This window comes from Nocardia crassostreae (genome assembly GCF_001613405.1).
In the GTDB taxonomy this organism is placed as follows: Bacteria; Actinomycetota; Actinomycetes; order Mycobacteriales; family Mycobacteriaceae; genus Nocardia; species Nocardia crassostreae.
Genome location: NZ_BDCH01000019.1, coordinates 274942 through 295336 on the forward strand (window position 1 = coordinate 274942; position 20395 = coordinate 295336).

The 20395-nt window shown below is 66.7% G+C and carries 19 protein-coding genes, 1 tRNA gene and 2 pseudogenes; 6 read left to right on the forward strand and 16 right to left on the reverse strand.

Going from position 1 to position 20395, the window contains the following annotated elements; genetic code table 11:
- Positions 1-47: 47 nt before the first annotated feature.
- Both NC4_RS20165 and NC4_RS20170 read right to left on the reverse strand, forming a co-directional pair.
- Positions 48-2312 (reverse strand): ATP-binding cassette domain-containing protein, encoded by a 2265-nt coding sequence (locus NC4_RS20165; protein WP_067540664.1) that lies wholly within the window; start codon positions 2310-2312, stop codon positions 48-50.
- Positions 2305-3243: a Gfo/Idh/MocA family protein gene (locus NC4_RS20170; RefSeq protein ID WP_067541043.1), complete on the reverse strand. Its 939-nt coding sequence runs from the start codon at positions 3241-3243 to the stop codon at positions 2305-2307. The genes NC4_RS20165 and NC4_RS20170 overlap by 8 nt, the downstream gene beginning before the upstream one ends.
- A 96-nt stretch (positions 3244-3339) precedes the next feature.
- Between NC4_RS20170 and NC4_RS20175 the strand changes: the two genes are divergently transcribed.
- On the forward strand, positions 3340-4329 hold the full coding sequence (locus NC4_RS20175; protein ID WP_245721808.1) for a helix-turn-helix transcriptional regulator: 990 nt from the start codon (positions 3340-3342) through the stop codon (positions 4327-4329).
- A gap of 886 nt (positions 4330-5215) precedes the next feature.
- Positions 5216-6247: pseudogene (locus NC4_RS44740) on the forward strand (recombinase family protein); the annotation flags it as partial.
- Here NC4_RS44740 and NC4_RS42890 read toward each other — a convergent pair.
- The 4 genes from NC4_RS42890 to NC4_RS20195 all read right to left on the reverse strand — a co-directional run bounded on the left by NC4_RS42890 (position 6164) and on the right by NC4_RS20195 (position 7590).
- Positions 6164-6400, reverse strand: coding sequence for a hypothetical protein (locus NC4_RS42890; RefSeq protein WP_067540670.1), 237 nt, complete (start codon positions 6398-6400; stop codon positions 6164-6166). The pseudogene NC4_RS44740 and the gene NC4_RS42890 sit on opposite strands and share 84 nt — an antisense overlap.
- Before the next feature lie 57 nt (positions 6401-6457).
- Positions 6458-6766, reverse strand: a complete 309-nt coding sequence (locus tag NC4_RS42895) for a hypothetical protein (protein WP_245721809.1) — start codon at positions 6764-6766, stop codon at positions 6458-6460.
- 94 nt (positions 6767-6860) lie between these two features.
- Positions 6861-6935, reverse strand: a tRNA-Val gene (locus tag NC4_RS20190).
- 112 nt (positions 6936-7047) lie between these two features.
- Positions 7048-7590 (reverse strand): carboxymuconolactone decarboxylase family protein, encoded by a 543-nt coding sequence (locus NC4_RS20195; protein ID WP_067540676.1) that lies wholly within the window; start codon positions 7588-7590, stop codon positions 7048-7050.
- Positions 7591-7717: 127 nt separating this feature from the next.
- On the opposite strand from NC4_RS20195, the gene NC4_RS20200 reads away from it, so the two are divergent.
- Complete coding sequence (locus NC4_RS20200; protein ID WP_067540679.1) at positions 7718-8074, forward strand: hypothetical protein; 357 nt, start codon at positions 7718-7720, stop codon at positions 8072-8074.
- Between the two features lie 30 nt (positions 8075-8104).
- Here NC4_RS20200 and NC4_RS20205 read toward each other — a convergent pair whose 3' ends face one another.
- The 3 genes from NC4_RS20205 to NC4_RS42905 are packed head-to-tail and all read right to left on the reverse strand — an operon-like array spanning position 8105 to position 10600.
- The gene (locus NC4_RS20205) at positions 8105-8788 is read right to left on the reverse strand and encodes a response regulator transcription factor (protein ID WP_369690772.1); all 684 of its coding nucleotides are present in this window, start codon (positions 8786-8788) and stop codon (positions 8105-8107) included.
- Positions 8788-9759, reverse strand: a complete 972-nt coding sequence (locus NC4_RS42900; protein ID WP_067540682.1) for a sensor histidine kinase — start codon at positions 9757-9759, stop codon at positions 8788-8790. Before NC4_RS42900 ends, NC4_RS20205 begins: the two co-directional genes overlap by 1 nt.
- A complete protein-coding gene (locus NC4_RS42905; RefSeq protein ID WP_067540685.1) occupies positions 9665-10600 on the reverse strand; it encodes a hypothetical protein in 936 nt (311 codons plus the stop codon). The genes NC4_RS42900 and NC4_RS42905 overlap by 95 nt, the downstream gene beginning before the upstream one ends.
- A gap of 187 nt (positions 10601-10787) precedes the next feature.
- Between NC4_RS42905 and NC4_RS20220 the strand changes: the two genes are divergently transcribed.
- Positions 10788-11114: a hypothetical protein gene (locus tag NC4_RS20220; RefSeq protein WP_067540688.1), complete on the forward strand. Its 327-nt coding sequence runs from the start codon at positions 10788-10790 to the stop codon at positions 11112-11114.
- Positions 11115-11161: 47 nt separating this feature from the next.
- On the opposite strand, the gene NC4_RS20225 is transcribed toward NC4_RS20220, so the two are convergent.
- The 7 genes from NC4_RS20225 to NC4_RS20250 form a co-directional block, all read right to left on the reverse strand.
- Complete coding sequence (locus NC4_RS20225; RefSeq protein WP_067540691.1) at positions 11162-11911, reverse strand: SDR family NAD(P)-dependent oxidoreductase; 750 nt, start codon at positions 11909-11911, stop codon at positions 11162-11164.
- A 134-nt stretch (positions 11912-12045) separates the two neighbouring features.
- Complete coding sequence (locus tag NC4_RS41715; RefSeq protein ID WP_218021240.1) at positions 12046-12588, reverse strand: helix-turn-helix transcriptional regulator; 543 nt, start codon at positions 12586-12588, stop codon at positions 12046-12048.
- Positions 12479-14761 carry an ATP-binding protein gene (locus tag NC4_RS20230; protein WP_218021241.1) on the reverse strand — a complete coding sequence of 761 codons (2283 nt, stop codon included), beginning with the start codon at positions 14759-14761 and terminating at the stop codon, positions 12479-12481. Before NC4_RS20230 ends, NC4_RS41715 begins: the two co-directional genes overlap by 110 nt.
- A gap of 61 nt (positions 14762-14822) precedes the next feature.
- Complete coding sequence (locus NC4_RS20235; protein WP_157554947.1) at positions 14823-15545, reverse strand: DUF3592 domain-containing protein; 723 nt, start codon at positions 15543-15545, stop codon at positions 14823-14825.
- A gap of 212 nt (positions 15546-15757) precedes the next feature.
- The gene (locus NC4_RS20240) at positions 15758-16057 is read right to left on the reverse strand and encodes a hypothetical protein (RefSeq protein ID WP_067540697.1); all 300 of its coding nucleotides are present in this window, start codon (positions 16055-16057) and stop codon (positions 15758-15760) included.
- A 131-nt stretch (positions 16058-16188) separates the two neighbouring features.
- A complete protein-coding gene (locus tag NC4_RS20245) occupies positions 16189-16719 on the reverse strand; it encodes an AAA family ATPase (RefSeq protein ID WP_067540700.1) in 531 nt (176 codons plus the stop codon).
- The gene (locus NC4_RS20250) at positions 16719-17291 is read right to left on the reverse strand and encodes an NUDIX domain-containing protein (RefSeq protein WP_067540703.1); all 573 of its coding nucleotides are present in this window, start codon (positions 17289-17291) and stop codon (positions 16719-16721) included. Before NC4_RS20250 ends, NC4_RS20245 begins: the two co-directional genes overlap by 1 nt.
- Before the next feature lie 222 nt (positions 17292-17513).
- On the opposite strand from NC4_RS20250, the pseudogene NC4_RS42910 reads away from it, so the two are divergent.
- Both NC4_RS42910 and NC4_RS20260 read left to right on the forward strand, forming a co-directional pair.
- Positions 17514-18794: pseudogene (locus tag NC4_RS42910) on the forward strand (FAD-dependent oxidoreductase); the annotation flags it as partial.
- 58 nt (positions 18795-18852) lie between these two features.
- Positions 18853-20391 carry a tryptophan halogenase family protein gene (locus tag NC4_RS20260; RefSeq protein WP_084529452.1) on the forward strand — a complete coding sequence of 513 codons (1539 nt, stop codon included), beginning with the start codon at positions 18853-18855 and terminating at the stop codon, positions 20389-20391.
- The last annotated feature ends 4 nt before the right edge of the window (positions 20392-20395 follow it).

Genomic DNA, 20395 nt, shown 5'->3' on the forward strand with positions numbered 1-20395 from the left:
TGCTCTGACATCACTCACGGTAGGAGGTCAATAGGTCGCTGAATGACCTATTGCGCGCCTGCCATGCGGTGCAGATCGCGGCGCACGTACTCGGCCGTGAAGGAGTTCTGCGCGGCAAGCAGTTCTGCCGGAGTGCCCTGGAAGACGATGCGTCCGCCATGTCTTCCGCCGTCGGGGCCGAGGTCGACGATGTGGTCGGCGTGCTCGATGACGTCCAGGTCGTGCTCGATCACCACCACCGTGTTGCCCGCGTCGACCAGCCGGTCGAGCAGTCTGAGCAGGGTACCGATATCCGACATGTGCAGGCCGGTGGTGGGCTCGTCGAGAATGTAGACGCCACCGGATTTGCCGAGCTCGCCCGCCAGCTTCAGCCGCTGCCGTTCGCCGCCGGACAGAGTCGAAAGCGGTTGCCCCAGAGTGAGATAGCCCAGGCCGACCTCGACCAGCGACCCGATCTTGCGGCGGATACCGCGATCGGTGAAGGACTCGACGGCCTCCTCCGCGGTCAGCGCCAGCACCTCCACGATGGTCCTGCCGTGCAGGGTGTGGGCGAGCACGTCCGGGTCGTAGCGGTCGCCGTGGCAGCGTTCGCAGACGGTGGTGACCGGGTCCATGAACGCCATGTCCGCGGTGACCTCGCCGCGCCCGCCGCACTCCTGGCAGGCGCCCTTGCTGTTGAACGAGAACAGCCCGGCCTCCGCGCCGTTCGCGTCGGCGAACGCCTTGCGGATGGCGTCCATGACCCCGAGGTGACTGACCGGCGTCGAGCGCGTCGAGCTGCCCAGTCCGGCCTGATCCACCACGATCGCCTCGGGGTACCGGGCGGCGAAGACCTCCGAGACCAAGGTCGACTTGCCCGAACCGGCTACGCCCGTGAAGACGGTCAGCACCCCGGTGGGGATGTCGACACTCACATCCCGCAGATTGTGCAGATTCGCGTGCTCGATCCGCAAATGACCGGTGGGCGTGCGGAATTCGTTCTTCACCGCACTGTGGCGGCGCAGGGCGCGGCCGGTGACGGTGTCGGCGGCGCACAACCCTACGAAATCTCCCGCGAACACCACCTCGCCGCCATGCACACCGGCGGCGGGACCCATGTCGACGATGTGGTCGGCGATGGCGATGACATCCCGGTCGTGCTCGACCACCAGCACCGTATTGCCCTTGTCCCGCAACTCCTTCAGCAGCTTGTTCATCCTGCCGACATCGCGGGGATGCAGGCCGACGCTGGGTTCGTCGAAGGTATAGGTCATTCCCGTCAGCGAGGATCCCAGGAAGCGCACCATCTTCAACCGTTGCGCCTCTCCACCGGACAGCGTGGGCGTCTCGCGGCCGAGATTCAAATAGCGCAAACCGATGTCGTCGAGCCGTCGCAGCCCGGCGATGGCCTGCTGGGCCACCGACTCACCGAGCGGGTGGTCGATCTTGCCGAGCACCTCGATCAGTTCGGCGACCTCCATGGTCGAGTAGTCGTCGATGGTGTGGCCGTTGATCTTCGCCCGCAGCGCCGCCTGATTCAGCCGCGCACCTTGGCACAGCGGGCACACCCCCTGAGTGGTGAACTGCTCCACGGCCTTTCGCGTGCGCGCCGACAGGTTCGCCGAGTCCCGGTTCAGATACAGCCGGGTGAACCGCTCGAGCAGACCCTCATAGCTCGTCCACGAGCCCGATAGCTCGAGCTTCACGCCCTCGCCCGGCCCGTACACGAGATTGCGCCACTCCTCGGCGCTGTACCCCCCTACCGGCTTGTCCAGATCGAACAGCCCGGAGGAGGCGTACATCTGCCACTGCACGGTGCCGACCGCGAACAGCGGAAACCGCAGCGCGCCCTGGTTCAGTGACCGCGACTTGTCGATCATGGAGTCCAGATCGACCGTCGTGGAACGCCCCAGCCCATCGCACTCCGGGCACGCACCCTCCGGCGTGTTGAACGAATACGCCGTCGCCATCCCCGCCGACGGCTCCCCCGCGCGCGAGAACAGCACGCGGATCACCGAATAGATGTCGGTGATCGTGCCGACCGTGGAGCGGGCATTGCCGCCGATCGGCTTCTGATCCACCACCACCGCCGTGGTCAGACCCTCGATGAGGTCGGCGTCCGGCTTCTCGTAGCGGGGCATCCGATTGCGCACGAACGTCGTGAACGTCTCGTTGAGCTGCCGCTGGGATTCCACCGCGATCGTCGCGAACACCAGCGACGACTTGCCCGAACCCGAGACGCCGGTGAACACGGTGATCGCGTCCTTGGGAATCGACAGCGAGACGTTCTTCAGATTGTGCTCGCGCGCACCGGCGATGACGATGTCAGCCATTGACGGCCTCGTCGATGCGCAGGGCCACCTCGAGGCTGTCGAGGACGGTCTCGGGGCCGAGAGTGTTGACGGCCTTGCCGTTCAGGCAATCCAGAACGTGATCGATCATCGCCGAGTACTGGTCGGCGGCCGGAACGTCGAGGCGCCGTGCGGCCTCCGCCGTGTAGAGCGTGACCGAGGAGTCGGGCTTGCCATCGAATCCCATACTGAAACCGCATTCGAGTGTGGCGTTGTCGAATATCGCGCGATAGCCGCCACGGCAGCCGTAGCTCATCGGCAGCATCGACGACGTCGAAAGACGGACCAGCGCATTCGGGTAACCCAGCACGGCATCCACGGCAGCAGCGTCGGGATTCTTGGTCGCCGTGGCGATTTCGATGTCTTCGGGCACGCCCAGCGCCCGCACGAGGGTGTCGATATCGCCGAGCATCTGATCCAGCGGAATCTGCTTCAGGCCGATCCCGAAACCCGGCCGCAACAGGGCGGTGTTCGTCTCGACCGTCAGCTGCAGCAGACGACCGTGCTCGCGCCCGGTGATCGCGTCGACGAGAACCTGGCTCGACGGCACGAACCGGTTGAACATGTCGACGAACACCTGCTTGTCACTGGCCGCGGCCGCCGCGACGACCTCGCGCGCACCGGCGAGATCGGCGGCCAGCGGCAACTCGGTCAACACATGCTTGCCCGCGTCCAGCGCCCGCAGCACATGCTCGGTGTGCATCCGCGTCGGCAGGCAGATGTCGACCAGATCGACGCTGGGATCGGCGTAGATCGAATCCAGGTCGGTGGTGAACGGATAGCCGAACCGCGCACCCATCTCCTCGGCCTTCGCCGCCGTGTGCCCGTAGATGAGCACCTCGACCTCCGGATGCGCCTTGAACCCCGCGGCATGCGCCTGCGCAATGCTCGTTCCCAGCAGAGCGACCTTCACGATGACCCCTTTCACTGTGCACTCGATGGCGTTGGCCACGACGCTACGAGCCCAATAGGTCATCGAATGACCTATTGAAGTGTCAGGATGGATGCTGTGCGTGATCCCTCAGGCCGGTTGCTGCAACTGCTGTCACTACTGCAATCCCCGCGTGAATGGACGGGTATCGAGCTTGCCGAACGTCTGCGGGTTACCCCGCGCACCATCCGCCGCGACGTCGAGCGACTGCGCGAACTCGGCTACCCGGTGCACGCCACACAGGGCAATGTCGGCGGCTACCGCCTGGTCGCCGGCACCGCCATGCCGCCGCTGGTCCTCGACGACGAGGAAGCCATCGCCATCGCCATCGGTTTGCGCACGGGCGCCACGGCAGCCGTCACCGGAATCGGGGACGCTTCTCTCCGCGCCTTGGCGAAACTCGAGCAGGTGCTGCCCAGCCGCCTCCGCAAGCGCCTCACCGATCTGTCCCGCACCGAAGTCCTCCCCGCCACCGACAGCACCGCCATCGACCCGGAGATCCTGTCGGCACTCGCCGCTTCCTCCGTCGCGAACGAGAAAGTCCGCTTCACCTACGCCAAATCCGACGACAACACCACCAAACGCCACGTCGAACCCCACCAACTGGTCGCCGCCGGCCGACGCTGGTACCTCATCGGCTACGACCTCGACCGCGGCGACTGGCGAACCTTCCGCCTCGACCGCATAACCACCGTGCACCGCACCGGCGTCCGTGTCCCGCCGCGCGATCTCCCCGGCGGACTCGACGCGGCCACCTGGCTCACCCGCTCCCTACGCCGAACCGGCACCGTCAGCGCCCGTGTCCTGATCCACCAGCCAATCGACCAGGCCGCCAACCACATCGCCGCCCGCTCCGGCATCCTCGAACCCGCCGACGACAGCACCTGCGTCCTCACCACCTACCCCGACGCACCCCAATACGTCGCATACAACATCGCAACCCTCCCCGTGCCCTACACCCTGCTCGACTCGCCGGAACTGATCCCGCTGCTACACACCATCGCCGAACGAATCATCGCGGGATACGACCCAGCCAGAACCGCCAGCGATCAGACACCGACCAGGTAGCGAACAACACAAACCTTCATGCGGCCGTTCACAGCACGAAGTCGGCTTCGGCGGCGCCCTTCGACGATGCCGAAGTGCTCCGTCTGGCAGTTCTCGCGCGCTCCACAGAATCGGACGGCGACTCGGCAACGCTAGAACAGCTGACCAGCGCCTACCGCGACGGTACTTCCACCGCATCGCAGCGCCCCAGGCCCGCGAGCATCGGGCGATGCGCGAAATCCTGGCAAATTGGAAACGTCCGGAACCATCGATACCGGGGTTCGGAGAGCGGCGATCAAGCCGAAAAGATCATCAGCCCTTGCGCTATCGAGCGATTGGTATCCAGTCAGACGGCAGGCGCGGCTTGACCGCCCGCGCCGTCGGCATGCCGCGTGCCCGCCCACCGCTCCGAAGCGCGCCGCGGGAAACCGGTCGAACTGACGAATCTGACGACATCCCATATGGGGTCTACAGGCAGGCATTGCACCGCGAAATTGATCGAGCGCAGGATGGCGTTGACTGCGTACAAGTACGCGCTCGGACAGCAACTACCACGAGAACCTACGGGTGGGTAATGGCCGGGACGACCAGCGAATGGCGCTTTCGATCCACGAGCACCGCGAAATCCATCCATTGGCAATCATGCAGCAATCTCAAGGCGTCTTGCGGGTATCTCTCAGATGAAGGAGGTTCGAAGTGCCGATCAGAAACGAAGCTCAGGCCAGCAACTTCGCAGGGCAACCTCGCGAGGCCGCGGAATGACTGCCCGTCGCAGTCCCCGCTTCGGCGAGGCACGCGAGCATCGCGTGGTTGTCGAGAGCGATCGGCGCGACCAACCGGACTTGCGCAGGCTGAGCCGAGCGGTCATCGCATTGGCCAAGGAATCGAAAGACGCTGAGGAGAACCCGTGAAGGGAACCGGTATCCCTGAGCCCGCAGTCGCGTATCTGCGCGTCTCGGACAAGAAGCAGCTGAACACCGCGATCGATATCGATCCCGACGGCAACTCGATCGCCACCCAGCGCTCAGTCGTTCAGCATCGCTCGGATTCCCTACCCGCGTCGATCGTCAAAGAGTTCGTCGAGCCCGGAGCGTCGGCGAGCACCATAGAGAAGCGACCGGTGTTCCAGGAGATGATTGCTTACCTACAGGAGAATCCGCAGATCAAGTACGTCATCGTCTACGCCCGATCCCGCGCCTTCCGCAACTACATCGACGCCGCGGTCACCAAGCGGCAGCTCGACAACATGGGCGTGAAGCTCATTTCGGCCCGAGAGGACTTCGGCGAAGGCGTCTACGCCGACATGATGGCCGCCATCACCGACATCTTCAACGACACCCAGAGCAAGCTGTCCGGCCAGGACATCAGCATCAAGCTGACGAACAAGGCCATGAACGGCGGCACGTGCGGGCGAGCCAAACTCGGGTATCTCAACGTTCGCGTGCCGTTCGAAGGCCGTCAGGTCAACACCATCAAGATTGACGAAGAGCGTGCGCCCTTGGTCGTTCAGGCGTGGGAGCTTTACGCGACAGGCGAATACGGGCTCAACGATCTCGAGGCGACGATGGCCGATCTGGGACTGACCTCACCACCGACGAGCCAGTACCCCGCCGCCCGGCCCGTGTCGGCCTCGACCCTGCACAACATGCTGCGCGACCCGTACTACATCGGCTACGTGACCTGGAAAGGGCAGATCTACCCCGGGCGCCACGAGCCACTGGTCTGCCACGACCTCTACGAGCGCGTCCAAGACGTGCTTCGGATGCGCAGCGCCAACGGAAATCGCGACCGCGTGCACAGTTACTACCTGAAGGGCTTCCTGTTCTGCTCCCGATGCCACGGAGACGGCCAGACCTCACGACTCGTCTACAGCGTGTCCACCGGTCGCGCCGGCGGCAGGTACGCGTACTTCAAATGCCGCAGAAGCAAAGTGGGACTCTGCGACCTCCCGTACCTGGCGGTCGATGCGGTCGAGGAGGCAATCGTCGAGCACTACCGCACACTGCAACTCCCGACCGCCTTCGCAACCGAGACCCGGGAACTCCTCGAAGAGATCATCGCCGACGAGCACTCCACGGTCCGCGATCGGCATGCCGGACTCAATCGTCAGCTGAAAGAACTGGACACCAAGGAGAATCGACTGATCGATCTACTTGCGGACGGCTCCATGCCACAGGCCAAAGTCCGAATGAAGCTGATCGAGATCAAGACCCAGCGCAAGCGACTCGAAGCCGCCCTCGTGAACACCTCCGAAGAGCTCACGATCGGCACAGGAGTCCTCCGGCACGCACTCGAACTGGTCTCGAACCCCTACGAGCTCTACAGCGACGCCAGCACCGACGTCCGCAGACTCCTCAACGAAACCTTCTACCAATGCTTCTTCATCGACGACCGCCCAGACACGATCGCGCCCCACATCGCGGACGAGAAACAGCCCCTCTTCGCAGACCTCCACCACGCCAGCCGCGCATGCCTGGGCACCCCATCCCAGAAAAAGCCGAAAGGGGCTTACCCCCACCCGCGAGCGAACGCTGGTTGGAATAAGCCCCTTATGGTGGTTCTAGCTGGGTTCGAACCAGCGACCCCTCGCGTGTGAGGCGAGTGCTCTCCCGCTGAGCTATAGAACCGGGAGTGCCGCTTGGAAGCGGCTGGTCGGGTTGGCGTTTCCGCCGTACCGGGTGGGAGAACCTTAGCGTGTTACCCCACCCGGATACCAAATCGGGTGTTGCGGGGCGGGGGTCAGGCGTGGTGGCGGACCACGGGCCAGTCGATGTCGGTGTCGGCGGCCTTGTTGAGGTAGTTGGTGAAGACGTTGAGGGATACGGCGGCTATGACCTCGGCGATTTCGGCGTTGGTCAGGCCGGATTCCTTGGCCTGCTTCACATCTGATTCGGCTACGCCGCCGCGGGTGCGGACGACGGTGGTGGCGAAGGTGAGGGCGGCGGCGGCTTTGGGGTCGGTGGAGTGGCCTTGGCGGTTGGATTCGATTTCGGCGGGGGTGAGTTTGGCGATGTTGGCGCCGATGTAGGTGTGTGCGGAAAGGCAGTAGTCGCAGGCGTTTTCCTCGGCTACGAGCAGGGCTATGCGTTCGCGGGTGGCGGCCGAGAGGGCGCCGCGGGACAGGGCGGAGAAGAAGGCGAGGTAGGCCTCCAGGACGGCGGGGCTGTTGACCATGACCTTGGTCATGTTCGGGGTGACGCCGAGGGCCTTCTGTACGTCGGCGAGCAGGTCGGCGGCCTTGCCGGTGGCGGTGTCGGGCTGGATCAGGGGCAGGCGGGACATGGGGAAACCTCTTCTCGGAGTTCAGGTTCGATGCGGCTGATCTAACCGTTCATCAACTGTTAGAAGGTTAGACGAGATCCGGAAATTCCCGCCTCGCGAATCTTTCTTCCGGTCGTAAGCTGGAGGCGTGGGTCGCTTACTGTTCGTCGTCGTGATCGCGGCCGCCCTGATCCTGACCGCGTGGTGGATTTCGCGTGAGTGGACCGGGAACGCGGAGCGTGTGGCCCAGGCGAAGGCCGAAGTCCGCGGCTATCTGGACCGGGTGAGCAGTGAGTTGGTCCTGCTCGCCGCCGACGACAATGCCGCTCTGGACACCTTGGCCGAGGCCGCCGATCGCATGAATACCGCGCGCACCCAACTGGCTTCGGCCACGACACTCGGGCAGGTCCGGGTGGCGCGCGAAACCGCGCGCGGCGGTCTCTACTTCATTCGCAAGGCTCGCGAAGCCATGGGCCTCGATCCCGGGCCGCCGATCCCGCGCTGACAGCGCGCCATCGGCCCTGATCGCCCCGGACTAGCCGATGGCGTTGAGGTGGTGCAGGACGGCGAGGACGCGGCGGTGATCGTCGGGTTCGGGTGGTAGGGCGAGTTTGGCGAATATCGCGCTGACGTGGGTTTCGATGGTGCGCTCGGTGAGGGCGAGGGCTCGCGCGATACCGCGGTTGGATCTGCCTTCGGCCATGATGGCGAGGACCTGGAGTTCGCGTGGTGAGAGGGTGTCGATCATGCGGCGGTCCCGGCTGGGGGTCGCGAGCAATCGGGTGATGAGGCTCGGGTCTATGGCGGTACCGCCGCCTGCGACGCGGTGCAGGGCGTCGAGGAACTGGTCGATGTGGGAGACGCGGTCCTTGAGTAGATAGCCGAGTCCGGCCGCGCCGCCCGCCAGCAGTTCTCGGGCGTGTTCGGTTTCCACGTATTGCGACAGCAGGAGCACCGCCGTGCCCGGGTAGCGGGCGCGAATCACGGTGGCGACATCGATGCCTTCGGAGGTGTGCGAGGGCGGCATGCGGATATCGATCACCGCGACGTCGGGGCGGTGCAGATCGACGATCCGCAGCAGCTCCTCCGCATCGGCCGCCTGACCGACGACCTCGAGGCCTTCCGCACCGAGGAGCAGTGCGATTCCATTGCGCAGCAGGGCGGAATCGTCGGCGAGGGCGACGGTGAGGGGCATGGTCGGTTCGGCCTCCGATCCCATTACGGTCCGGTGTCAGTGAGCGGGATGGTCGCGGTGAGGCGGGTGCCGCCGCCCGCCGGGCTCGCCACCGTGAGGCTGCCGCCGAGCGCGGTCACGCGGTCGGCGAGCCCGTCGAGTCCGCCTCCAGGGGTTCCGGTGGCGCCGCCGCAACCATTGTCGGCCACGGCGATTCGCAGCGACTCCCCGTCGTGTTCGAGACGGACTTCGGCCTCGGAGGCACCGGCGTGTTTGATGGTGTTCGCAATGGCCTCCGCGACAAGGAAATACGCGGCCGCCTCCACGGCGGCGGGAAGCCGCTCGGCCAGCGTCCCGCTGATGCGCACCGGCAGCGGCGTGCGTTCGGCCAACGATTGCAGGGCCGCGGCCAGTCCGCGCTCGGTGAGGACCGGCGGATACACGCCCCAGGCGAGCTCCCGCAATTCCGCGATCGCCGTGCCGAGCGCCACGGCGCTGTCGGTGAGCAGCGTGCGCTGGGTTTCGATGTCCTCGGCGCGATGCGCGCGCCGCAGCAGGATCGCCGCGAGGACCAGCCGTTGCTGCGCGCCGTCGTGCAGATTCCGCTCGATCCGGCGGCGTTCGGTGTCGGCGGCGGTGACGATCCGCTCGCGGGAGCGGCGCACCTCGTCCAATTGGTCGCGCAGATCGATATTCAGCCGCTCGTGCTGGAGCGCGAGAGCCGCCGTCGCACGGACCGCCGCCAGGAGTCCGGGGTCATCGGTGGCGGCATCGTGCACCAGCGCACCGATAGGCTTGCCGTCACGTTCGAGCGCGGTCGCCGCCATGGCAGCGCCGATGCCGTCCAGCTGCCGGTGTTCGCCGCGCGGATCCAAGTAGGACCCCGATTCCGGTTCATAGATCCACAATTCGAGCGTGGGGTCACGCACCGCGCGGCGGAGTGCGGCGAGGAATTCGCCAGTGAGGGGCGCCGCGCCGATCTCGACTATCGCCGTGCCGACCGCGGCACGCGCCATATGGAATCGGACGAAACCGATCGCCACCGCCACGGGCAGCAGCATGGTGGCCGGGTAGCGCAGGTGGATCACCCAGGCGGCGCTCAATCCGGGCACCTCCATCGAGCTGAGGGACGCCACCAGGCTCACCACCGCCGACACCAGGCAGCGGTGCGAAGGCAAACCGATAGGCGGGCGTGCCGGATCGCCAGCGCACGATCACCACGATCCCCAGCGCCACGTCCAGAGCCAGGCCGACCATTCCGACCGTGAACTGAATCGGCAGCGCGACCGCCGGATCATGGTGCACGAGCAGCAGATTCACCGATGTCGACGGGTGCGGCGCGGGCTCGGCGCGCGGGTCGATGAACAACCACCCGGCCGCCACCCCGACCGTGGAGACCGTCCAGTACGCGCCCACGAACCAGTACTCCCACCGGCGATGCAAGCGCCCGGTGGGAAATCCCAGGGTGAGCGGAATGATCGGCAGCAGCGGGGCATTCGTCAGCACGATCCCCACGGTGAACAGTATCGGGTTGCTCGACCGCCGCAGCCCGGCGGCCAGCCACAGCAAACTGCCCACCACGATCAGCCATCCGGCCCCGTCCGCCGGACGCGCACGGCGCACGACCAGACCCGCGACGAAGAATCCGATTCCGCACCCGAGGAACAGCGCCATTTCCCCGGCCCCGAACACCGGCGGCGTCGGGCTGCGCGCATAGACGAAGGCCGCGTGCGGCCCGAGCAGCAGGGTGCGGGCCGGATCGCGCAAGGTGGCCTGCGACCAGTCCACGCTCGCCGTCACGGCCGCCGCCAGCAGTACGGTCGCGACGGCCACACCGAAGCCCGCCCAACGGTTCATCCGCCGCTCCTCGCACCACCGCCGGATACGGCTCAGTATCCGCTACTCCGGCGCTCCGCCGAGCCCGAATTCCGTGCTGGCACGGAGAGTTCCATTGGGGCGGCACGGATGGCACGGCGTCCGGATCTCCGTAATTTCTCCATCACCCCGCAAACATTCGGAATCGATTCGCAAGGGATATTCGAGCATGAACCTGGACGGCACCTGGAAACTCTCCATCGACTCGCGCATCGCCCGCCAGATCGCGATCATCGAATTCACCACGGCCGCTGACGGTTCGGTCAGCGGCCATGCCCGGCATCCGATATCCGGTGAGCTGGCGCCGCTCGCGAAGGTGGAGGTCTGCGGGAATTCGCTGGTGTGGCATCAGGCGATCCGCAGCCCCATGCGGCTCAACCTGGTGTTCACCACGACGGTCGAGGGCGACGAGCTGTCCGGGACCGTGAAAGCGCGATCCGTCCCCGGCAGCGCCCTCGTCATCGGGCGCCGCGAACCCGCTGCGGTGCGGCCGTAGTCGTGACGAGCGCCGCCGCGACGCGCGCCCGCCGCGGCATCGGCGGGTCAGTTGGCGTATGCGCCGCAGGAGATATCGATCTGGGTGTCGGTGATCGAGCGGGCGCGATCGGAGGCGGCGAAGGCGGCCACGGCGCCGACATCGGCGAAGGTGGCGGTGCGCGCGAGGAGGGTGGCATCGACCATGCTCTGCTTGGCGGCCTCGGTCTGCGGGATATCGGGCAGGGATTCGGGGATGCCGCCGGTGCGGAGGGTGAGCACGCGGATATTGTGCGGGCCGAGTTCGCACGCCCACTGGCGGCGCAGCGCTTCGACGGTGTCGCTGCCGATCTGGACGGTGCCCAGGCCGGGCATCTTGCTGGCGTAGTCGGAGCCGCCGAAGAAGAGGATGACGCCGGATTCCTGGGCGGTCATATGCTTGGCGGCGGCCTGGGTGGTGATCAGCTGGGATGTCACGAGCCGGTTCATGGAATTCGCGAAAGTGGAGACGGGGATATCTGCCAGGGGGCCGAAAATCGACTCCTGGGAAATGACATTCACCGAAATGTCCAGGCTGCCGGTCTTTTCGACAATGGCGGCGGCGTGATCGTGGACGGCCGCGGCATCCAGGACGTCGACCACGGCGGTTTCGACGCGGCCGCCCTCGGCGCGGATCTTGCCCGCGACGGTGTCCAGGGTGGCGGCGGTGCGGCCGACCAGGAAGCAGTTCGCGCCTTCGGCCGCGAAGCCCGCGGCAATGACGGAGCCGATGGAACCGGCGCCGCCGTAGATGACGGCGGTTTTGTTGTCGAGGAGCATGAGCGTCTCTTTCGTGCGCTGGAGGGAATTCCGGACACGAAGAACGGTATTTTCCGGGCACTTTCCGCCGCATCGGTCGACTTACCGGCGTCCGGGCGCGATGACCGGGGTCGGATCGGTCATTCGTGGTGAGCTCAGAGCCGGAACCGGGCGAGTTCGGCGCGCCGGGTGACGCCCAGCTTGGGGTAGGCGTTGTACAGGTGGTGGCCGACGGTGCGGGGGCTGAGGAAGAGCCGGGCGCCGATCTCCTTATTGCTGTAGCCACCGGCGGCCAGGCGGACCACCTGGATTTCCTGCGGTGTCAGCTGCGCGAGCGGATCGGTGCGGCGGGGCGTGGCCGCCTGATCGCCGAGCGCGGCGAGTTCGGCGTGCACCCGGTCCACCCAGGCCCGTGCGCCGAGCCGGTCGAAGGTGTCCAGGGCCGCGACCAGCTGAATGCGGGCATCGGAACGTCTGCGGCGGCGGCGCAACCACTCGCCGTAGACCAGCTGGGTGCGGGCGAGATCGTAAGGGCCACCGTGTTTCTCGTGCTGCGCGAGCGCGGCGGAGTAGTGATCCTCGGCCTCCTCACCGTCCGCCAGCAGGGCCAGGCAGCGCCGCCGCCGCGGGGTTCGCGACGCTCTCGGCCCACCGCTCGAAGGCGGCGAGATGATCCCGCGCCCGCGTGCGGCTGCCACCGCGCACAGCCGCCTCGACGTGATCGGGCACGGCGCGGATCAGGAAGTCGTGCGCGGCGGGACCGGTGCAGACGCGGTCGAGCCGGTCGAGTGCGGCATCGAAATCGCCCGCGGCCGAGTCCGCGATCGCGACTCCCCAGTCCGCGAGGGCGACGTGCGTCCGGTGGGTCCCGGACAAGCGCGGGAGGATCTCCGCGGCCAGCGCCCGGCATCCCGCCTCGTCGCCGGTGACCGCGCCCAGCCACACGTCGATGGCCCGCAAGGCAATGGCCTCTATCGGCATACCGAGTTCCTCGCTGAGCGAGATACCCTCGGCCGTATCGGTTCTCGCTTCGTCGAGGTTCCCGGTGAACATGTGCGCGATGGCGGCCGGTTCCAGCCCGTACGGAATCCATTGCAGCTCAACGATGGTGCGCGCCCGGGTGGTCATCTCGTCCATGATCGCGATGGTGGCCGCGTCGTCGGCCAGCATCAACCCGCTGAACGCCGCGATCACCTTGTGTAGGTCGTCCACCGAATTCTCTTGTGCCGCACGAACTTGCGCCGCCATGGTCGCGACCGCCGGGTCGGGCCGACCACCGAGGAAGTCGGCCCAGGCGATCTGCGCCGCCGCGTGTGCGCGCAGGGGCGAATCCGGCGGTAGCCGAAGGGAGTTCAACAGCTCGGTGCCGCGCGCCAGCAGCGCGCGGTCTGCCGCGTCCCGCGCGCAGCACAGCGCCTCGGCCAGAATGAACACCGCGCGTTCGGGTTCACCGTCCGCGATCAACGCCGCCGCTTGCAGGCTGAGTTCGGCATCGGCGGCCGGTGAGGTCCGTTCGTATTCCACCTGCGCTCTGATATGCGTTGCGTCGGCCAGGATTCCGAGGTCCTCGGTGAGCGCCGCCGCCTCGGCGGCCAGGCGGGTCGCGCGATCGGGTTTACCCGCGTCGTAGGCGGCCCGCGCAGCCAGCAGAATGCGGTGCGCCTTGCGCGCCGGGTCCACGCTCAGCCGTCCGGCGCGATCGTAGGCCGCCGATACGGCCATGGCCCCGCCGCGGCGCTGCTGGCGCTGCGCGGTCTGTTCCAGCGCGGCGGCCACACTCTCATCGGGTTCGGTGGTGGCCGCCGCGAGATGCCAGGCCCGGCGGTCGGCGTCCGCGGGCGCAGTCAACGCCCGGGCGAAGCTCTCGTGCACGGCGATTCGCTGATGGTGCGGCGCGTTCCGGTAGACGGCCGCACGAATCAGCGGATGCCGGAACACCAGCCGATCGGTATCCGCGGTGACCAGCCCCGCCCGCTCCGCGGGTTCCAGATCCGCGTCCGACAACCCGTGCCCCGCCGCGACCCCGAGCACGGTGCCGATATCGGCGCCACTGTCGGCCGCCGCAATGAGCAACAGAGTCCTTGTGCTCGAAGGCAGTTCGGCGATCTGTGCCCGAAAGCTCTCCTGTACCCGGGAGGTCACGGCCAGCGGCCCGACCTCGTGCCCCGGATCGACCCGCCCGCTGGTCTCCGCGGTCCGCCGCGCACCACCCAATTCCAGCAGCGCCAGCGGATTCCCACCCGATTCCGCCAGCACCCGCTCGCGCCCCGGAACGGTGAGCCCCGGCGTCCGCCGGTCGAGCAGATCAGCCGCGGCCGCCCGCGACAATCCGGACAGACGCATGCTCGCAATCCCCGCCGTCGGAAACGGCACCGCGGTCTCCCGTACCCCCAGCATCATCGCCATGGCGTCCTCCCCGAACCGCCGCGCGGCGAACAACAGTGCGTCCGTGGAACTTCGATCGATCCACTGCGCGTCGTCGATGAGCAGCAATGTCGGCTTCTCGGCGGCCAACTCCGCCAGCAGCGTCAAGGTCGCGGCCCCCACCAGAAACCGGTTGACCTCCCCCGCCTCCGCCTGCCCGAAGGCCGCCCGCAAGGCCGCCGCCTGCGGCCCCGGCAGTCCGCCGATCCGCTCCGAAAACGGATGCAACAACATGTGCAGCACCCCGAACCCCAATTCGGCCTCGGATTCGATCCCGACACCGCGCAATACCCGCATCCCCCCGGCAGCCGCACCCGCATACTCCAGCAGCGCCGACTTCCCGATCCCCGCTTCCCCCCGAATGGCCAGCACCCGACCGTGCCCGGCCGCCGCGTCGGCCAGCAGCCCATCGATCTCGGCCAGCTCGGCGTCCCGTCCCACCAGCATGATCGCCAGCGTAACCAGCCCGCCTGCTTTCCGCTTCGCACCCTTCGGGTGACCACGGCACTCAAACCAGCAGATTGCGCTTCGGGTCGGCGGGGTCGTAGAGCACGCGCACATGCTCGCGGGCGGCCAAGTACCGGCCTGGATGCTGTTCGAACGGTTCACTGGTCGCCGTGAAAGTCTGCCCGCTGACCGGATCGGTCCAGCTCACCTCGAGCGAGTAGCTGAGCGGCGTATCCGACCTGCTCCCCCGCGCCCCCTCCCTCACCCGCACAGCCCGCACGGGTACATACATTTCACGGCCATTGTCGGCGAGCCAGGCCGTCAGCCCGCGCCGCCGACGCGCCTGGACGAGCGAGAACGCCTCGGCGAGAATGATCAAGAAGCCGAAGCCTCCGATGAACATGGTCCCGCTGTAGGTTTCGTGGAAATCCGCCACCCGCGCATCATGGGGATCCTCCGGATCGTATGCGACGGCAACGGTATCGCCCTGCCAGTATTGGTGCAGGACACTCCAGGTGGTGATCCTGGCCAGATACTCCCGCCCGTCCGCAGCGGTGAACCGCACCACCCCGGATTCACCGTCGTGGTCCGGCGTCGCCACCACGACCCCGTCGGTGCGCGTCTTACCCGTCACCTGCGAGTTGTTCCACACCCCCAACCCGACGCCGAGCAACACGATCACCAGCCCCACCCCGAGCGCGAACAGTGAATTACGTATCGCCGGGAGCGCCTTGGGAGCCGAACTGTCGCCGCCCCCGATTCCCCCCGACCCAGCTTGTGTCATCTCCACACCCGGTTATCGCACGAACCGCCCCGAACGCAGCACCTCCGCGGCCTCCAGCCCGCCAGGGCACCCGACATAGCAATCATGCCCTCGGCACCGATTGCGATTCCTCTCGAACTCGCTTATGTGCCTTATGATTTCACGGTTCAAGATGGCGGCGGCGCCGTCTCGCCACGACGAGGTGCTGCACCGGTTCGGTGACCCCGACTTGGCTAGATGTCGAACAGCGATGTGGGTTCGGCGTCGTGACGATGCCGACGACGAGCGGGCCGGGTGAGGGTGAGCTCAACGGGTGAGAACGACAGTATGTCGGTCGATCCGGTGGGTCTGACCCGCACGTAGTCCGGATCGCTGGGATCAGCGAGCGCAATGACCTTGCCCGATCGCCCCTCGGCGATGCCGACCGCGTCGGCGGTGAACCAGACGAGCGGCGAACGGCCTGCGGCGATCTCGCTCGCGAGTCGCTGGATCTCGTTGTCGGACAGCGAGTTCGCTGTTCGATTAGAGGACATGGTGCGGCTCCGGTCGGGTGAATCGGTATCGGGTCGGTTGGTGCGAGCATGCCTGAGGTACTCGCATCGTGCATCTCGTTTGCTGGCGGCCCTGTGGGCGCAGCAGTTGACCGGAGACAGGATCGCCCGCGTCAGGACGTAATCACCGGCGGGTCCGGTGTTATCGACACGACGCGTATGTCTCGGCAGATGCGATCGACGATCACGTCGAGCGCCCAGTCGGCATCGATCCGGACTTCATCGGCGAAGGGCAGCGGCTGCCACCCGTGATACCACTGCGCCATCTGCTCGGACGAGAATTCCCGAGCTTGTGGTCGGTTGGCATGCCGCACGAGCGTCTGCTCGAAGGAGAGGTCGAAGCTGAAGAACAGCGCGTGCGCTGCCGACCTGGTGAGCCGCTCGAGCATTCCGCCGTACCGATCGGCGTCGAGGATTCCTTCCACGATCACAACCAGGCCGCGCGCCAAACCGTAGGAAGCGATGTGTTCGATGAGCTCGATATTCACCGCGCCGGGTGTGTCGAGTTCGCGCAACATGATCCGCCGGACGGTGTCTTGCTGCACCACTAGACATTTCGCACGCGGGAACCGTTGTTGCACGGCACGGGCAACAGTCGACTTGCCCGAGCCGGAATTACCGCGAATCACGACCAGCACGCTCATCAGCGGGCCAGCGGTGGCAGCACGCCGTCGAGCTTGCGGACGAAGCGGGACAGGTGCGGATCGGTCGCCGGGAACCCGTACGGATCGAGATCCCACCATTGCCCACTCTCGAATTCGACAGGATCGAGGGGATATTCGCGTGAACGTTCGCCCCTGACCACATACCACAGCGAGACGTCGATGTGGCCCGCAGTGGCACCGACCGTGGTTGTCCAACTGAGGAACAGCGGATGGTCTGCGACCACATCGAAGACGGGCTCGATCCCCAGTTCTTCGGCGGCCTCGCGATGCGCGGTGGTCAGCGGGTGTTCGCCGGGTTCGACGTGCCCTCCCATCGGCAGATGCAGTCCGGCAATCCGGTGCTGCCCCAGGTAAATCCCGCGCGCGTCGGGGTCGACCAACACCACATAGGACACCAGGTGCGGTGAGGGAGTGGCGGGCTTCGCCCGGCGGAAGATGTCGTCGGTGGATTCGAGCCACGCTCGGGTTTGCTCGAGGTGGTGTCGTTCGAGGTCGTCGCATGGGGAGATGGCGGCGACAATGTCGGCGACGACAGCGGTGGCAGGCTGCATAGCGGCGCTAGCGTACCGGCTCGGTCCGACAAGTGTTCCACACCCCAAACCCAGCGCCGAGCAGCACGATCACCAGCCCCACCCTGAACGCAGTGCCCCCGTAACCCGCGTCATCGCGTGAAGTGGTGGGCCGGGGCGGGCGGTACCACGCGGAGCAGGCTCAGGAAACTGCGTGTTTGCTCGTGGCGGTTGGTGATGTGTGTGCGGGTGAGCGTGCACAGGATGGTCGTATTAGACCGACATCCCGGCGACGAGGGAAGGCATCGTGGTACGGAATCATTTGCGCGTCAGTACGAATCGCTGGTTCGGCGCGGGGGCGTGGGGGTGAACGAGTTGGGGACTACGGTGTGCGTTGCTGGGGGTGGGCCCACCGGGATGATGTTGGGGCTGTTGCTGGCTCGCGCCGGTATCGAGGTTGTCGTGCTGGAAAAGCATGCCGACTTTCTGCGCGACTTCCGGGGGGACACCGTGCACCCGGCCACCCTCGATATTCTGGACGATCTCGGGCTCATCGAGGATTTCCACGCGCTGCCGCACCAGCGGGTCTCCACCATCGGCGTGATCCAAGGCGGGCGACGGGTCGACATCGCGGATTTCCGGATGTTGAAGCTGCGCTATCCGTATATGGCGTTCGTGCCGCAGTGGGACTTCCTCACGCTGCTGGCTCGAGCGGCGCAACGCTATCCGACCTTCCGGCTCATCATGAATGCCGAAGTGGTCGATGTGCTCCGCGCGGGCGAACGCGTCGCCGGTGTGCGCGTGCGCGGACCCGGTGGCGAATTCCTGGTGCGGTCCACTCTCACCGTGGGCGCCGACGGCCGCCACTCGGCGCTGCGCCGCGCAATGGGTATGGCCCCCAAGGACTTCGCGAGCGCCCTGGATGTGATCTTCTTCCGGATCTCGCGTCGCGACAGCGATCCGGACGAGGGCATCTGCGTGCGGATCGGGAATGGCAAGGTCTTCGGCGCCACCGACCGCGGCACGTACTGGCAGCTGTCCTACGAGACCACTCGCGGCACGTACGACCGATTACGCGGCACCGATCTGGCGCAATTCCGCGCGGATCTGGCGCAACTGGTGCCGTTCCTGGCCGACCGGGTCGGCGAGATCGGCGGCATCGACGATCTGAACCCGCTCGAATGCCGGATCGACCGGCTCCCGTCCTGGCACCGCCCGGGCATCCTGTTCCTCGGCGATGCCGCGCACGCCATGTCCCCGGTCGCCGGATTCGGCGTCAATCTCGCCGTTCAGGACGCCGTCGCGGCGGCCAACGCACTCTGGCGGCCGCTGCGCGACACCCAGGAATCAGGCGTGGCCTTCGATCACGCGATCCTGGCCGCGGTGCGCCGCCGACGTCTCGCCGCCACGGCGATGTCCCAGGGCCTGCAACGGCTGGTGCAGCGCTTCGGCATCGACAGCGCCCTGCGCGACGGCGGAAAGCCGAGAGCCCCGGTGATTTTCGAGCGGGCACCAATTCTGCGGAAGGCGATGAGCCGGATCATCGGCACCGGATTCCGGCCCGAGCACGTCCACACACCGCATATCGGAAAGGAACAAACAGGTGTTGGAGAAAGTAGTGATCGTCGGCGGCGGGACGTCGGGATGGATGACGGCGTCGTACCTCTGCGCCGCCTTCGGCGACCGGATCTCGGTGACCTTGGTCGAATCCGAACAGGTCGGCCGGATCGGCGTCGGTGAAGCCACATTCAGCACCGTCCGGCACTTCTTCGAGTACCTCGGCCTGGCCGAATCGGATTGGATGCCCGCCTGCAACGCCACCTACAAACTGGGCATCCGATTCGAGAACTGGCGCGAGCCGGGCCATCACTTCTACCACCCGTTCGAACGGCAGCGCGTGGTCGACGGCTTCAGCCTGACCGAGTGGTGGCTGCACGACCCCACAACCACCCGGTTCGACAGCGACTGCTTCCTCGTCGGAACCCTGTGCGACAACCAGAAATCCCCGCGCTACCTCAACGGTGCGCTGTTCCAGGAGGCCATCGCCGAGGAGGGCCTGCGGCGCACCACGCTCACCGAGCAGCGCACCCAGTTCCCCTACGCCTACCATTTCGACGCCGGTCTGCTGGCGGACTTCCTGCGCGACTACGCCGTGCGCCGCGGCGTCCGGCACGTGGTCGACGATGTGGTCCACGTCGATCAGGACGAGCGCGGCTGGATCGGCTCCGTGCGCACCCGCGGCCACGGTGAGCTGACCGGTGATCTGTTCATCGACTGCACCGGATTCCGCAGCCTGCTCATGCAGGGCACGCTCGGCGAACCGTTCGAGTCCTATCAGGACAGCCTGCCCAACGACCGCGCGGTCGCACTGCGCGTGCCGGTCGATATGGAGCAAGCCGGACTGCGGCCCTACACCACCGCGACCGCGCAGGACGCGGGCTGGATCTGGACCATTCCGCTGTTCGGCCGCATCGGAACCGGTTACGTCTACTCGGGCGACTACTGCGACGCCGACACGGCCGAGCGCACACTGCGCGCCTTCGTCGGCCCGGCCGCGGATGACCTGGAGGCCAATCACATTCGCATGCGCATCGGCCGCAGCCGCCGGTCCTGGGTCGGCAATTGCGTGGCGGTGGGCCTGTCCAGCGGTTTCGTCGAACCGCTGGAATCGACGGGCATCTTCTTCATCCAGCACGCGATCGAACAACTGGTGAAACACTTTCCGGACCGGAGCTGGGACGAGAACCTGCGCGACTCCTACAACGGGCTGGTCGCCCGATGCATGGACGGCGTCCGCGAATTCCTGGTGCTGCACTACTACGGCGCGGCGCGCGCCGACAACCACTACTGGCGCGACACCAAGCGGCGCGAGATCCCGGACGAACTCGCCGAGCGGATCGAGCGCTGGCGCACCAGACTGCCCGATGCCGAATCGGTGTACCCGCACTACCACGGCTTCGAGCCGTACTCCTACGTGTGCATGCTGCTCGGCCTCGGCGGCATCCGATTGCAGGCCTCACCGGCCCTGCGCCTGCTCGACGACCGGCCCGCCCGGCGCGAATTCGCCCGGGTGGCCGCGCAGGCGCACAGCCTCCGGGAGTCGCTGCCCACCCAGCACGAGTATTTCGCGCAGTTCCACTGAGGGA